At 74.0% G+C, this 14,679-nt stretch carries 12 protein-coding genes; 7 read left to right on the forward strand and 5 right to left on the reverse strand.

All coding sequences use genetic code 11. The features are described from left to right. Window positions 1-12: 12 nt before the first annotated feature. On the reverse strand, window positions 13-2,148 hold the full coding sequence (locus V6D49_RS13700; protein ID WP_340559893.1) for a SpoIIE family protein phosphatase: 2,136 nt from the start codon (window positions 2,146-2,148) through the stop codon (window positions 13-15). Between the two features lie 256 nt (window positions 2,149-2,404). Then, window positions 2,405-3,631: a lipase family protein gene (locus V6D49_RS13705; protein ID WP_340559895.1), complete on the reverse strand. Its 1,227-nt coding sequence runs from the start codon at window positions 3,629-3,631 to the stop codon at window positions 2,405-2,407. A gap of 294 nt (window positions 3,632-3,925) precedes the next feature. Between V6D49_RS13705 and V6D49_RS13710 the strand changes: the two genes are divergently transcribed. Continuing rightward, window positions 3,926-4,789 carry a trypsin-like serine peptidase gene (locus tag V6D49_RS13710; RefSeq protein WP_340559897.1) on the forward strand — a complete coding sequence of 288 codons (864 nt, stop codon included), beginning with the start codon at window positions 3,926-3,928 and terminating at the stop codon, window positions 4,787-4,789. A 9-nt stretch (window positions 4,790-4,798) separates the two neighbouring features. Here the strand turns inward: V6D49_RS13710 and V6D49_RS13715 are convergent, their stop codons facing one another. Together V6D49_RS13715 and V6D49_RS13720 are read right to left on the reverse strand one after the other, a co-directional pair. Then, complete coding sequence (locus tag V6D49_RS13715) at window positions 4,799-5,230, reverse strand: pyridoxamine 5'-phosphate oxidase family protein (protein WP_340559899.1); 432 nt, start codon at window positions 5,228-5,230, stop codon at window positions 4,799-4,801. Window positions 5,231-5,261: 31 nt separating this feature from the next. Next, window positions 5,262-5,852: a Uma2 family endonuclease gene (locus tag V6D49_RS13720; protein ID WP_340559901.1), complete on the reverse strand. Its 591-nt coding sequence runs from the start codon at window positions 5,850-5,852 to the stop codon at window positions 5,262-5,264. Window positions 5,853-6,057: 205 nt separating this feature from the next. On the opposite strand from V6D49_RS13720, the gene clpB reads away from it, so the two are divergent. After that, a complete protein-coding gene (clpB, locus tag V6D49_RS13725; RefSeq protein ID WP_340559903.1) occupies window positions 6,058-8,661 on the forward strand; it encodes an ATP-dependent chaperone ClpB in 2,604 nt (867 codons plus the stop codon). A gap of 122 nt (window positions 8,662-8,783) precedes the next feature. Beyond that, window positions 8,784-9,320, forward strand: coding sequence for a YbjN domain-containing protein (locus V6D49_RS13730; protein ID WP_340559905.1), 537 nt, complete (start codon window positions 8,784-8,786; stop codon window positions 9,318-9,320). Between the two features lie 103 nt (window positions 9,321-9,423). Here the strand turns inward: V6D49_RS13730 and V6D49_RS13735 are convergent, their stop codons facing one another. Then, window positions 9,424-10,599 (reverse strand): pyridoxal phosphate-dependent aminotransferase, encoded by a 1,176-nt coding sequence (locus tag V6D49_RS13735; RefSeq protein WP_340559906.1) that lies wholly within the window; start codon window positions 10,597-10,599, stop codon window positions 9,424-9,426. A gap of 140 nt (window positions 10,600-10,739) precedes the next feature. Between V6D49_RS13735 and V6D49_RS13740 the strand changes: the two genes are divergently transcribed. From V6D49_RS13740 to V6D49_RS13755, 4 genes are all read left to right on the forward strand, one after another. Further along, entirely contained in the window at window positions 10,740-10,979 is a 240-nt protein-coding gene (locus tag V6D49_RS13740; RefSeq protein WP_340559908.1) for a hypothetical protein, read from the forward strand. A gap of 319 nt (window positions 10,980-11,298) precedes the next feature. Further along, window positions 11,299-11,823: a DUF2617 family protein gene (locus V6D49_RS13745; protein WP_340559910.1), complete on the forward strand. Its 525-nt coding sequence runs from the start codon at window positions 11,299-11,301 to the stop codon at window positions 11,821-11,823. A gap of 81 nt (window positions 11,824-11,904) precedes the next feature. After that, window positions 11,905-13,590: a polyamine aminopropyltransferase gene (locus V6D49_RS13750; protein WP_340559912.1), complete on the forward strand. Its 1,686-nt coding sequence runs from the start codon at window positions 11,905-11,907 to the stop codon at window positions 13,588-13,590. 99 nt (window positions 13,591-13,689) lie between these two features. Beyond that, complete coding sequence (locus V6D49_RS13755; RefSeq protein ID WP_340559913.1) at window positions 13,690-14,658, forward strand: hypothetical protein; 969 nt, start codon at window positions 13,690-13,692, stop codon at window positions 14,656-14,658. The last annotated feature ends 21 nt before the right edge of the window (window positions 14,659-14,679 follow it).

The following is a 14,679-nucleotide window of genomic DNA, read 5'->3' on the forward strand; positions in this document are numbered from 1 at the left end:
GTCCGCACGCGCTCAGCGCGGCTCCGGCGGCCGGATGCGGGCCACGAGGAGGGCGGCGTCGTCGTGGTCCTCGTGCAGTCCGGTGCCGCGCAGGTTGCGCAGCAGCCGGTCGCAGGTCTGCTCCAGCTCGCGCTCGGGGCCGTCGAGCAGGCCCAGCAGTTTGCCCAGTCCCATGTCGATGTCCTCGTCGCGCCGTTCGACCAGGCCGTCGGTGTAGAGGACGAGCTGGTCGCCGGGGCCCACCGGGACCGACATGCTGCGGAACGCGACGCCGCCGACCCCGCCGACACCCAGTGGCGTGCCGGTGGGGACGTCGAGCAGCTCCGGCTCCTGGCCGCGCCGGACGAGGACGGGCGGGAGGTGGCCGGCGTTGGCGATGCACAGCTCGCTGCGGTGCGGGTCGTACAGGACGTAGGCGCAGGTGGCGATGTAGTTGTCGAGCCCTGCGGTGATCTTGTCGAGGTGGCGCAGGAGCTCGGCCGGGTCGAGGTCGAGCTCGGCGAGGGTCTGGGTCGCGGTGCGCAGCCGCCCCATGGTGGTGGCGGCGTTGATGCCGCTGCCCATGACGTCCCCCACGATGAGCGCGGTCTTCCCGCCGCTGAGCGGCAGGGTGTCGAACCAGTCGCCGCCGACCTCGCTCGCCGCACCGGCCGGCTGGTAGCGGGAGGCGACGTCCAGGCCGGTGAGCGGCGGCGGATGCTGCGGCAGGAGGCTGCGCTGGAGGGTGAGCGCGGTGTTGCGCTGCCGCTCGTACCAGCGGGCGTTGTCGATGCAGACGGCCGCGCGGTTGGCCAGTTCTGAGGCGAGGGCGACGTCGTCCTGGTCGAACGGCAGTGGGTTGCGGGCCCGCTTGAGGTCGAGGGCACCGAGCACCTCGCCCCGGGCGATGAGGGGCACGGCGAGGTAGGAGTGGACGCCGGCGCGGGCGAGCAGCGCGGCCGACTCCGGGTCGCGGGCTATGCCGCGCAGGTCGGCCTCCTCCACGTGGGCGACGAGCATCGGACGTCCGGTGCGCACGCACTGGGTGACGAGCCGGTCGGCGTCGTAGCGGGCCAGCTGGCCGGGCGGGTCGGCGGCGCGGATGGCCTCCGTGGGGTAGCCGGCGTTGACGGCGAGGGCGCGGAAGACGGCCGGGCCGCGCGGGTCCGTGGTGCCGCGCCGGCCTTCCAGCACGGAGTCCAGCACGTCGACGGCGGCGATGTCGGCCAGTTCGGGCACGGCGACGTCGGCCAGCTCGCGCGCGGTCGTCTCCAGGTCGAGGGTCGTCCCGATCCGGATGGAGGCGTCGGCGACGACGGCCAGCCGGTGCCGGGCCCGGTCGGCCTCCAGGGCGGCCCGGTGCCGGTCGGTGACGTCGACGACCGAGGTCGCGAGCCCGAGGACGTGCCCGGTGGCGTCCTCCAGCCGGTGGAAGGAGACGGACCAGGCGTGCTCGTGCTGCGGATCCTCCGACGTTCGCCCGATCGTGTACTGGTCGAGCAGCGGGGTCCCGGTGGCGAGGACGTGCCGCATGGACGCCTCGATCGTCTGGGCGTCCAGAAACGGCAGGGTGTCGCGCACCCGGCGGCCGATGTGCTTGTCGGCGGGCAGCCCGTTGATCCGCTCCAGGGCCGGGTTGACGGTGACGTACCGCAGGTCGGTGTCCATGATCGCGAGCCCGATGGGGGACTGCTCGACCAGCCGCACGGAGAGCGCGAGGTCGCGTTCCACGCGGCGCAGGATCGACCGGTCGGTGGCCAGGACCAGCGCGTACGGGTCCCCGAGGTCGTCCAGCAGCCGCATGTTGCGGAACTCCAGCAGGCGCAGCTCGCCGTCCTTGTGGCGCACCGGGAAGCTGCCTTCCCAGCTCCCCTCCTCGTCGGCCATCACGTCGGCGAAGAGCCGCAGGACGAAGTCGAACTGCTCCTCCGGCACGAGCAGCCGCGCGGCGTACTGGCCCAGCGCCTCCTGCGCCGGGTAGCCCAGCAGGGCCTCGGCCTGAGGGCTCCAGAAGACGATGCGGCCGCGCACGTCGATGACGATGGCGGCCACGCCGAGGACGTCCAGCAGCCCGCCGCTGTCCGAGCGGGTCACCGGGGTGCGGCCCTGAGGGCGTGACCGCTTGACCTGCCCCGCCGAACCGGCGTGGACGAAGCCCTCAGCACTCATCCGGCCCTCCTTCCGCCCACCGGGCCACGCACACCGTCGCCGACCGGGGCGGGGCGCCGTCGCCAGCGACCGGTGTCCGCCTCCCATCATCCTCCGCACCCGCCGGGGTGGCACGTTCCTTGCGGCGACCGGTTCGGGTGACCGCACGGTCACCCGGTCGTCCGGCCGCCGGGCGGGCGGGACGCGACCGGGCGCCGGGCGGGGGCCGGCGGCGGCTCCCACCCGGCACGTCCTCGCGGCCGGGGCGGCGGGGTGGTCAGCAGGTCGAGCGGGGTCGCTCGTCCTCGAAGCGGTCACCCAGCCAGGTGAACACCTTCGGGTAGCCGGCGATGGCTCCGCCGACGTGCGTCGGGCCGAGGTTCCAGGAGAACTCGACGGTCGCGCCCCCGGCGCACCAGTCGGCCGCCAGGTTCTTGCCGACCCGGTACGGGATGACGTCGTCGAGGAGGCTGTGCGTGACCAGCGTCGGCACGTCCGGGGTGCGCTCGCCGATCCGCTGCTCGTCGATGACGGCCTTCCACAGCGGTTCCTTCAGGTACTCCGAGAGGGGCTCACCGCTCTCGGTGAGGGTGGCGCTGCGGGTGAAGGCGTGCCGGGCGACGGCCTCGATCGTGCAGTACCGCCGCGACTCCTCCAGGAACGCCTCCCCCTTCTCGTTGAGGTAGGGCTCGGTGTCGATGTCGTGACCGGCGGCGAGGCCGGCCACCGAGTAGCCGAGGAACCCGGCGTACAGGGAGCCGTCGATGGTGTCCGCGACGGCGTTCAGGTCGGCCGGTACGGCGCCCGCCGCGACGCCCTTGAGGTCCAGCTCGGGCGCGTAGGAGGGCGCCAGCTCGGCGGCGGCAGCGGCGGCGCCGCCGCCCTGCGAGTAGCCGGTGATCGCGACGGGGCCGTCGTCGGCGATCCCGGCCTCGGGGAGCCGCTGGGCGGCCCGGGCGGCGTCCAGCACGGCCTGACCGGACACCGCGCGGTTCATGTAGGTGTGTTCGCCGGGGGTGCCGAGCCCCTCGTAATCGGTGACGACGACGGCGTAGCCGCGCAGGAGCAGGCCCTTGATGAACAGACCCTCGTACTCGCTCCCGGCGGCGAGCTGGCGGGACGGGGCGCAGTGGTCGCCGAGGCCCTGCGTGCCGACGGCGTAGCTGACCAGCGGCCGCTCGCCGCCACCGGACCAGTCCTTCTTCGGGGTGAGCACGGTGCCGGTGACGGCGAGGGGCTCGCCCTCCCCGTCCGTCGTCCGGTACATGACGCGGTTGACGTCGGCGTCGGCCTTGAGGAGCTGGAACGGGTCCAGGTAGAAGACGCTGGACTCGGAGCGGATGACGTCGCCGTTGTGCGCCGGGAGCGTGGCCGGCGGCTCGTAGAAGGCGGGGCGTTCCGACTCCGCGTGCGCGGGCGTGGCGGAGAGGGTGAGGGCCGCCGCGGTGGCCATGAGGACGAGGGGGGACGCGAGGCGGCGGCGCCGGGACCGGGGTGACTGCACTGACACTCCCAAGGTGGATGCGGCCTGAAAGCGACCTTACGGTTGCGTAAGTTCGAGGGGAGCATCCGCCCCGGCGCGGGTCCGCGTCTACGCACAGGAGTGAGCGTCCCCCCTTGGGACGCGTCACCACGGAAGCCCGCGTTCCGCATGGTGCGGGCAGCGTTCGGGCAGGCCGGGCACCGTCCGGGCGCCCGGACCCACGGCTGCGGCACCGGGGTCGGGAGCGAGCGGCCCGTTCACCCGGACGGGCGCAGCGCGGTGGCCGGGGGACGGGCGGCCGCGCACGGTGTGGTGATGGAGCACATACGCACGGCGACCGCCGCGCTGGCCACCGTCTTCGCCACCATCGCCGTGGCCGGGACCACCGGCCCGCCGGAGCTCCCCACCCGCACCGCCGCCGCCCAGGGCGATCCCTGGGCCGGCGGCGGCGTCGCCACGGTCGGCAAGCTCGTGACGCAGTTGGGCGACGGACGGGTGGGGGTCTGCTCCGGCGCGATAGTGGACTCGCCGAGCGGCAGCGTCATAGCGACCGCCGCGCACTGCCTGACCTCGCCCCGGCACCCCCAGCGGCCGCACCGCGCCTGGTTCGCGCCCGGGCACGAAGGCGACGGACCGGGCCGGGGCGGGCCCGTCCCGGCCCAGGACGCGGCGGCCGGGGGCGTCATGGAGACGGGCTGGAAGGTCGTCTCGTTCCACACCCCGCCCGGGTGGGACGTCAACCGGCGGCTGGAGGACATCCTTCCGCACGACTACGCGTTCGTGACCGTCGAGCGCCGCGACGGCCGGACCATCCAGGACACCTACGGCGCCAACGCGCTCGACTACGCGCCCGTCGACCCGGCGGCCCCGGTGCTGCCGATGGGCTACCCGGCCGCCGCCCCCTTCGACGGCGCGACGCTCGCGCACTGCTCGGGCCGGGCCGAGCTGCTGACGGCGCGCACCGCGCACGCGGCGAACGTCGGCGGGCTGCTCCTCGCCCCGTGCCGCCTCAGCCGGGGCGCCAGCGGCGGGCCCTGGCTCCAGCACTACGACGCCGCGACGCAGTCCGGCACGGTGGTCGGCGTGATGTCGGTCGGCAGCGAGGACGGGCGCGTCCTCGGGCGGCCCTACCCGGCGGGGGCGGGCCGGGCGCTGTTCGCCGAGGCCGCGGCGGCGTGAGGGCGCGCGTCAGCCGGGCGCACGTCCCGGGGTCCGCCCGGGCCGCCCCATGGCGCGGTCGACGGCGATCTCGATGACGACGCGGTCGGGGTTGGGCTTGGGGGTGCGCCCGTACCGCTCGGCGTACCGGCGGACGGCGTCCGCGACGACGTCGGGCTCCGTCCTGACGACCGCCGTGCCCTCCAGCGTGGCCCAGCGGCCCCTGGCGAACTGGCACACCGCCACCCGCGCCCCCGCCGCCCCGGCCGCGCGGACGTTGGCCACCTTGCGGCTGTGCCGGTTCGTGATGATCCGGGCCGCCCCCGTCTCCGGCTCCCACGTGACGCCGACGGGCACGACGTGCGGCGTGCCGTCCGGTCGCAGGGAGGTGAAGGTGCACAGGTGGTGTTCCTGCCAGAACTCCCGGTACTCGGGGCCCGGCTCCCGCGGATCGACTGCCATACCCGCAGCGTATGCGGTCGCCGCGGGCGCCTCAGAGGAGGTCGGCGGTGTCCAGCTCGAACGCGAACGGCTCCGGCAGCGGCACGGGCTTGCCGAAGGCCACGGAGACGGTGCGCGTGTAGTCGTCCCCGGCGGGCTCGCTCAGCAGGGTGACCCGCCCCTGCTCCCGGTCCACCAGGAGGTACAGGGGGATGCCACCGCGCGCGTAGCAGTGCCGCTTCGCCGCCCGGTCACCCAGCGGCTTCCGGCTCGTGACCTCGGCGACCATCGCGACCCCCTCACACGGCATCCACGGCTCCGCGCCACGGAACAGCCGCAGCCCGCGCGGCGCGAAGGTCGCGTCGGGAATGGCCCGGTTCTTCGGGCACAGCCCACCGCGCGACAGGATCAGCCCCTTGTTCCCCGAGGCCTGCATCTCCGTCCGGGAGAGTCGGAACACCTGCCGGTTCAGCACGGACAGGTGGTCCTCGTGATCGCCGTCGGGCGGTGGAGTCACGACGATGTCCCCCTCGATGAGCTCGGCCTTGAAGCCCTCGGGGGTCTCCAGGGCCAGGAAGCTCTCCAGGAGGAACTCGTCCTGCGTCGGCGTCGGCGTCGGTGTCGGCTTCGGCGTGCTGGCCATAACCGTCGTGGGTCCCCCTTCGCGTGGTCGGAGCCAGTCTGGCCGGAGGCCGGCCCCGCCCGGTGCCGCCGACCAGCGGCTTCACCCGAACGGGCGAGGGCAGGGGACGAGGGATTTTCGTTGAGTGGATACGGCTCAACTTTGTGTACCCTGTACCCATCAGGGTCAGCATCTGCTGTGTGGTACCGAGGAGGAGACGCCGAACGTGGACGCCGAGCTGACGAACAGGAGCCGGGAAGCGATCAGCGCGGCCGGCAACCGTGCCCTCACGGACGGGCACACCGACATCACCCCCGCCCACCTGCTGCTCGCTCTGCTGGCGGGTGAGGACAACGAGAACATCCAGGACCTCCTGGCCTCGGTCGACGCCGACCAGGCCGCCCTGCGGAGCGGCGCGGAGCGGCTCCTCGGCGCGCTGCCCGTCGTCCAGGGATCGACCGTGGCGAAGCCGCAGCCGAACCGCGAGCTGCTGGCCGTCGTCGCGGACGCGGCCCAGCGCGCGAAGGACCTGGGCGACCAGTACGTGTCCACCGAGCACCTGCTGATCGGCACCGCCGCCAAGGGCGGGCAGGCCGGCGAGCTGCTCAAGGGGCAGGGCGCGAACGACAAGAAGCTCCTGGCGGCCTTCGCCGAGGCGCGCGGCGGGCGTCGGGTCACCACGGCGGACCCGGAGGGCACCTACAAGGCCCTGGAGAAGTTCGGCACCGACCTCACGGCCGCCGCCCGCGACGGCAAGCTGGACCCGGTCATCGGGCGGGACCAGGAGATCCGCCGCGTCGTCCAGGTCCTCTCCCGCCGGACGAAGAACAACCCGGTGCTCATCGGCGAGCCCGGCGTCGGCAAGACGGCCGTCGTCGAGGGCCTGGCCCAGCGCATCGTGAAGGGCGACGTACCGGAGTCGCTGCGCGGCAAGCGCCTCGTCGCCCTGGACCTCGGCGCCATGGTGGCCGGGGCCAAGTACCGGGGTGAGTTCGAGGAGCGGCTGAAGACCGTCCTCGCGGAGATCAAGGACAGCGAGGGGCAGATCGTCACGTTCATCGACGAGCTGCACACGGTCGTCGGCGCCGGCGCCGGCGGGGACTCGGCGATGGACGCGGGCAACATGCTCAAGCCCATGCTGGCCCGGGGCGAGCTGCGCATGGTCGGCGCGACGACGCTGGACGAGTACCGGGAGCGCATCGAGAAGGACCCGGCGCTGGAGCGGCGCTTCCAGCAGGTGCTGGTCGCCGAGCCCACCGTGGCGGACTCCGTCGCGATCCTGCGCGGTCTCAAGGGCCGCTACGAGGCGCACCACAAGGTGCAGATCGCCGACAGCGCCCTGGTGGCCGCCGCCACCCTGTCCGACCGCTACATCACCTCCCGCTTCCTGCCCGACAAGGCCATCGACCTGGTGGACGAGGCCGCCTCCCGGCTGCGCATGGAGATCGACTCCTCGCCCGTCGAGATCGACGAACTCCAGCGCTCCGTGGACCGGATGCGGATGGAGGAGCTGGCCCTGTCCGGCGAGTCCGACCCGGCCTCCGTCGAGCGGCTGGAGACGCTGCGCCGCGCCCTCGCCGACCGCGAGGAGGAGCTGCGCGGCCTCACCGCCCGCTGGGAGAAGGAGAAGCAGGCGCTCAACGCCCTCGGTGAGCTGAAGGAGCGGCTCGACGAGCTGCGCGGCCAGGCCGAGCGGGCCGAGCGCGACGGCGACTTCGACACCGCCTCCAAGCTGCTCTACGGCGAGATCCCGGCCGTCGAACGCCAGCTGGAGGAGGCCGCTCGGGCCGAGGCGGAGCAGGAGTCCGCCGCCGCCGCACAGGGCACGATGGTGAAGGAGGAGGTCGGTCCGGACGACATCGCCGACGTCGTCGCCTCCTGGACGGGCATCCCGGCCGGGCGGCTGCTGGAGGGCGAGACGCAGAAGCTGCTGCGCATGGAGGAGGAGCTGGGCCGCCGCCTGATCGGGCAGGGCGAGGCCGTGCGGGCCGTGTCGGACGCCGTCCGCCGCACCCGGGCGGGCATCGCCGACCCCGACCGTCCCACCGGCTCGTTCCTCTTCCTGGGCCCCACCGGCGTCGGTAAGACGGAGCTGGCGAAGGCCCTCGCCGACTTCCTCTTCGACGACGAGCGCGCCATGGTCCGCATCGACATGAGCGAGTACAGCGAGAAGCACTCGGTGGCCCGGCTCGTCGGCGCGCCGCCCGGCTACGTCGGGTACGAGGAGGGCGGCCAGCTGACGGAGGCGGTGCGCCGCCGCCCGTACACCGTCGTGCTGCTGGACGAGGTGGAGAAGGCGCACCACGAGGTCTTCGACATCCTCCTCCAGGTGCTGGACGACGGACGGCTCACCGACGGCCAGGGCCGCACGGTGGACTTCCGCAACACCATCCTCATCCTCACCTCCAACCTCGGCAGCCAGCACCTCATGGACCCCCTGGCCAAGCCCGAGGAGCAGCGCGAGAAGGTGCTGGCGGCGGTGCGCGCCGCGTTCCGTCCGGAGTTCCTGAACCGCCTCGACGACCTGGTCGTCTTCGCGGCGCTCAGTGGGGACGAACTGGAGCGGATCGCGCAGCTCCAGATCGACGCGCTCCAGCGGCGGCTGGCCGACCGCAGGCTTACGCTGGAGGTCACCGAGGCCGCGCGGCACTGGCTGGCGGTCGAGGGCAACGACCCGGCGTACGGCGCCCGGCCCCTGCGCCGCCTGGTGCAGACCGCGATCGGCGACCAGCTGGCCCGGGAGATTCTGGGCGGCGAGGTGCGCGACGGGGACACCGTCCGGGTCGACGTCGCCGGGGACGGTCTGACGGTCGGACCGGTCACCGGCTGAAGCCGCAGTGCCCCGGCCGGAGCGCCCTTCCCGGCGTCCCCACCGGACGCGGCCGGTCGGGGTTGCGGGGACCGGGCCGTCGTGAGGGAGGATGGCCGGAGCCGTACGAAGGGAACACCTACGTGAGCATCGACCCGTCCTCGATTCCGAATTTCGGGGGCCAGCAGCCTCAGCAGCCGCAGGGGGGCCCGGCGGGACCGATCGTCCCGGACCAGGACCTGGTCAAGCAGCTGCTCGACCAGATGGAGCTGAAGTACGTCGTCGACGACGAGGGTGACCTCGCGGCGCCGTGGGAGGAGTTCCGCACGTACTTCATGTTCCGTGGCGAGAAGGAGCAGCGGGTCTTCTCGGTCCGTACGTTCTACGACCGGCCGCACTCGATCGACGACAAGGTCAAGATCCTCGAGTCGATCGACGACTGGAACCGCCGCACCCTGTGGCCGAAGCTCTACACGCACACCCACGACGACGGCACCGTCCGCCTCATCGGCGAGGCACAGATGCTGATCGGCACCGGCGTGTCCCTGGAGCACTTCGTCTCCAGCACCGTCAGCTGGGTGCGGGCGTCGATCGAGTTCGACAAGTGGCTCGTGGAGTCGCTCGGCCTGGAGAAGGACGCCGAGTCCGGCCCCGAGGGCCCGGAGGACGCCGAGGACTGACGTCCCCGGCCCACCCCCGACCGGCCCCGGACGCCCACCGTCCGGGGCCGCGCCACGTCCGGGCCCCGTGCGTTCGCGGGCGAGGCGGTGGGGGCCGGGGTGGTCAGGGGGTGAGGTGGCGGAGGCGGTCGGTCGCCTCGCGCAGGACCGCCTCCCGCTTGCAGAAGGCGAAGCGGACGTGGCTGCGGCCGGCCTCCGGATCGTCGTAGAAGACGGCGTTGGGCACCGCGACGACGCCGCAGCGCTCCGGCAGGCTCCGGCAGAACGCGAAGCCGTCGCTCTCCCCGAGCGGGCGGATGTCGGTGGTGATGAAGTACGTGCCGTGCGGCCGGTGCACGGTGAACCCCGCGTCGGCGAGTCCGGCGGCGAGGAGGTCGCGCTTGGCGCGGAGATCCTCGCGGAGGGAGGTGAAGTAGGCGTCGGGGAGCGCCAGCGCCTCGGCGATCGCGTACTGGAACGGGCCGGCCGAGACGAAGGTCAGGTACTGCTTCGCCGTCCGCACGGCCGTCAGCAGCTCGGGGCAGGCGGTGGCCCAGCCGACCTTCCAACCGGTGAGGGAGAACGTCTTGCCGCCGCTGGAGATGGTGACCGTGCGGTCGTGCATGCCGGGGAACGAGGCGATCGGCACGTGCTCGCCCTCGAAGACCAGGTGCTCGTAGACCTCGTCGGTGACCACCAGCAGGTCGCGTTCACAGGCCAGTTCGGCGACGGCGGCCAGTTCGGCGCGGGTGAGGACGGTGCCCGTGGGGTTGTGCGGGGTGTTGAGGAGCAGGAGGCGGGTGCGGTCGGTGACGGCGGCGCGCAGCTCGTCCAGGTCGAGCCGGAAGCCGCCGTCGGGTCCGTCCGGGCGCAGGGTGACGGGCACGCGGGTGCCGCCGGCCATGGCGATGCAGGCGGCGTACGAGTCGTAGTACGGCTCCAGCGCGACGACCTCGTCCCCCGGCTCGACCAGGGCGAGCAGGGCGGCGGCGATGGCTTCGGTGGCCCCCGCGGTGACGAGCACCTCCGTGTCCGGATCGACGTGCAGGCCGTAGAAGCGCCGCTGGTGCTCGCTGACGGCGGTGCGCAGCTCCGGGACGCCGGGGCCCGGCGGGTACTGGTTGCCCCGCCCTTCGCGCAGGGCGCGGACGGCGGCCTCGCGGATCTCCTCGGGCCCGTCAGTGTCGGGGAAGCCCTGGCCGAGGTTGATGGCCCCGGTGCGCTGGGCCAGTGCGGACATCTCGGCGAAGATCGTGGTTCCGAACTCGGCCAGGCGGGGGTTCAGCGGTGGTCGTCCCATGACGGGCATCCTCGCGGATCGCCCCGGCGGGTGCGCAAGCTCTGGAGTTGCTCAAGTCTGCTTTGGCGCGCGAGCGGTGGGGGCATGTCCGGGGCACGGCCTGCTCCGTCGGGGGGCGGGGCAGTTCGGGAGGGGGCGCCATGACCGCAGTGCTCGTCGTCGTGGTGGTGTTCGGGCTGGCGTGTCTGGTGGCGGCGATCGCCGCGAGTTCGGTGCGGACGGGAAGTGCGGGGCGTCGGAGGACCGCGAGCGGGCGCGGCGGCTCGGGGGGCTCCGGCGGGTCCCACGCGGACGGCTCCGGCGGGGGCTGGGGCGGCTGGGGTGACGGCGGGGGAGGCTGCGGTGGTGGGGGTGACGGCGGGGGCGGCGGGGGCGACTGACGGGGGCCGGGCCGGGGCCGCCCGACGGGGGTGCGGGCGGGCCCGGACGGGGAGCGGCGGTGCGGGCAGGGCATATGCCGAGGGAAATGAGCGGGCCTGTTGAACACGTGACCACCATCGCCCTCTCGGGTATGGAAATGTCCCGAAGTTGGGTAAAACCACTGTGGACTTGGTGTTCAACGTGATTCGGTGACGTCGTATCAGGAGCCCGTAAGGGCACGAGCCGGCGAACTCTGGAACAACCCGAGGTGCATCCCGAACGGTGGCCGGCCCACCCTCAACCGGTCCATCTCTCCACACGTGCTTGCGGAGCCGATCCATGCTCACGACGCTCAAGACCGCCTACACCGACACCCGCGCCGGCGACCTCGCCTGGGCGCTCGGCCGCGAGCCGCTGCCGGCGCTTGCCACCCTCGATCTTCGTCTTCACGGCTCCACCGTGCAGTTGCGGCTGTTGGGCGCCTCCCACCAGGTGCTGCTGGAGGACGACAGCGGCAGCTGCTCGGAGACGGTGGCCTGCATGCCGGGCAGCCGCAGCCCCCTGCCCCTCGGCATCTCCAAGCGGCTGGGGAGCTGGGACTACGAGTTCGCCACCCGGGTCGAGACGCTGTCGCGCGGCGCCTTCGCCGGACGGGCGCAGGAGCTGCTGGCGCTCGTCGCCGACCATCCCAACGGGCTGGCCGGGACGTTCCCGGGCGACCCGCACGCGTTCACCGCGCTGCTCGTGCAGCGGCTGGGGCAGCAGGTGTGCTGGCGGACCTGGCACGCCTACCCGCAGGAAGGGCGGCTCGTCGCCACCCGTACCCGGGTGGCCGTGCACGACCGGGAGACGGCGCTGGCCTGACAACCACAGGAGCATCCGGGCCGCGGATTGCACTCCTGTGGGTGACGTTGTGCAGGTTTGGCGTCACGTAGCGTTCCCACCATGATCGACCAGCCCGTGTCCGGACGGGCGGTGCAGCCGGACGGGTCGCGGCCGGCGCCGGAGGAGATCCCCCTGCGGCTGCCCGTGCGGCCGGGGCTGGGCCGCTTCCTCGTCCTGTGCGCCGTCTTCGTCTGTGCCGCCTGCGGGCTGGTGTACGAGCTGGCGCTCGTGGCCATGGCGTCGTACCTCACCGGGGACTCGGTGACGCAGGCCTCCATCGTGCTCTCGGTGATGGTCTTCGCGATGGGCGTGGGCTCCCTGCTGGCCAAGCGGCTGCGGTGCCGCGCCGTCGCCTGTTTCGGGCTGATCGAGTGCTTGCTCGCGCTGGTGGGCGGCGGTTCGGTGATGGCCCTGTACGCGGCGTTCGCCTGGTTCGGGGCCTCCGGGCCGGTCCTCGTCGCGTTCTCCCTGGCCATCGGGGTGCTCATCGGTGCGGAGATGCCGCTGCTGATGACGCTGATCCAGCGCATCCGGGCACAGGACGCGGGCGGCGCCGTCGCCGACCTGTTCGCCGCCGACTACGTGGGGGCCCTGGTGGGCGGGCTGGCCTTCCCGTTCCTTCTCCTGCCGGTCTTCGGGCAGTTGACGGGCGCGCTGCTCGTCGGCGTCGTCAACGTGCTGGCGGGTGGGTCGCTCGTCCTGTGGCTGTTCCGGCACGACCTCGCCCCCCGGCAGCGGGCCGGGCTGCTGCTCGTCTTCACGGCGGTGCTCTCGCTCCTCGGTACGGGGGCGGTGGGCGCGGGCCCGTTCGAGGATGCCGCGCGTCGGGCGGTCTACGGGGGCTCGGTGCGGGTCGCGGTCCACAGCGACGTGCAGGAGATCGTGCTCACCGACGCGCGGGGGAGCGGGCGGCACGCGAGCGCCGCGCACGGCCCGTGCGGCCTGGAGCTGTACCTGGACGGACGGTTGCGGGTGTGCGGCGCCGATGAGGCCCGCTATCACCAGGCCCTCGTCCATCCCGCCATGGCCGCCGGTCCGCACGCCCGCGTCCTGGTCCTGGGCGGGGGAGACGGCCTCGCCCTGCGTGAGGTGCTGCGGTACCCGGACGTCGCGGAGGTGACCGTCGTCGACATCGACCCGGAGGTGCTCGCGCTCGCCCGGACCGACTCGAGGCTCAGCGCCCTGAACGAGCGGGCGTTCACCGATCCCCGGGCCCGGGTGGTGACGGCCGACGCCTTCGAGTGGCTGCGTGCCCGCGCCCGGCTCGGTGAGCCGCCGTACGACGTGATCGTCTCCGGCCTGCCGGACCCCCGCCCGGCGGAGAGCGCGCGGCTGTACTCGCAGGAGTTCTACGGGCTGCTCGCCCGTGCGCTGTCCCCGGACGGTCGGTTCGCCGTGCACGCCGGTTCGGTGAGCGGGGCCGGGCGCGTCTTCTGGACGGTGGAGGCCACGCTGCGGGCGGCCGGGCTGCGTCCTGTGCCGTACGCCGTCGACGGGCGGGCCTCGGTGTTCCCCGCCGGTACCGACCGGGCCCCGCGGGCCGACGCGCCCGCCGGGCACCCGGCGGACTGGGGCTTCCTGCTCGCCTCGCCCGGAGCCGCCCCGCCGCTGCGGCTGGACGCCGGGGGGCCGCGCCCGACGGCGTTCGACGCGGGCGATCTCGCCCACGCGGCGGCCACCGCCGAGCGGCAGCGCCGCACCGGCCTGGCGCCCTCGACGCTGCTCCACCCGCGGTACGGCGGCTGACGGCGGGCCCGGCCCCGTACGGATCCGGCGGCGGCCACGGGCGACGACGATCCGTTCGGCTCGGCCTGTCCGGCGGTCCGCGCGGGTAGGCTCCGCCCCATGGAGCACGAGGTGTACGTCCCGTTTCCCGTCGGGTCCGTCCGGGCGGCGCTGGCCGAGGCCGAGCGCGTCGCGCGCTGTGTGCCGGGTGTCCAGCTCGACGCCGTGGACGGGCAGGCGGACGCCGACGGCACGGTGTCCGGCCGGCTGCGGCTCCGCATCGGCGGCTCCACCATCACCTACCGGGGTGCGCTGACCGTCTCCGTGCGGGAGGACGGCTTCCGCGTCACGGGTGAGGGCGACGAGGCGCGCGGCCAGGGGTCCGCCCACGCCGAGGTGACGCTCACGCCGCGCGCCGTCGGGGACGGGCAGGGGGACGCCGAGGGCACGGTGCTGGTGTGCGCGGGGTCGGTGCGCAGCAAGGGGCGGCTCAACGAGGCCGAGGCGAAGCAGCGGGCCGCCGCCGGGCGGCGTCTGCTGGAACGGTTCGCCGAGGCGCTGGCGCAGAGTCTCGCGGCCGACCCGCCGACCGACGACAACCAGCGCGTCATCCCCGGCATCCCGGCTCCCGAGTCGGCCGACGGACCGGTCCCCGGCCCGTCGCCGGAGCGGGACGCCCCGGCCGAGCCGGAGTCCGGGGTGCCGCAGACCGGGGCGCCGCAGACCGGGGCGCCGCAGACCGGGGCGCCGGAGTCCGAGGAGGTCGAGCCGGGCGCGTCCGTCTTCGAGACGGAGGTCCCGCCGCCGTCCCTGGACCCGTCGGCGGACGAGGAGCCGCAGGCCCCGGCCGCCGCGGAGGGGCGTCGGGCCGGGGAGAGCGCCCCCGCCGAGGCCGCCCACGCCCGGCGCACGATGATCGGCCGCAGCGCGGAGGAGGTCGACCACGCCCCGCCGCGTGGCCGGTACGCTCCCGTGCCCGCGCCGGAGACCGTAGGCGCGACGGCGGCCCTGCGCTGGGCCGCACCCGCCGCCGCGCTCGCCGTGGCCTCCGCCGTGCTGGTCGGGCGCGTCCTGCGGCGGCGGCGCTGAGCACAGCGCACCTCGCTCAGC

The sequence above is a fragment of the Streptomyces sp. GSL17-111 genome, assembly GCF_037911585.1.
Classification (GTDB): domain Bacteria; phylum Actinomycetota; class Actinomycetes; order Streptomycetales; family Streptomycetaceae; genus Streptomyces.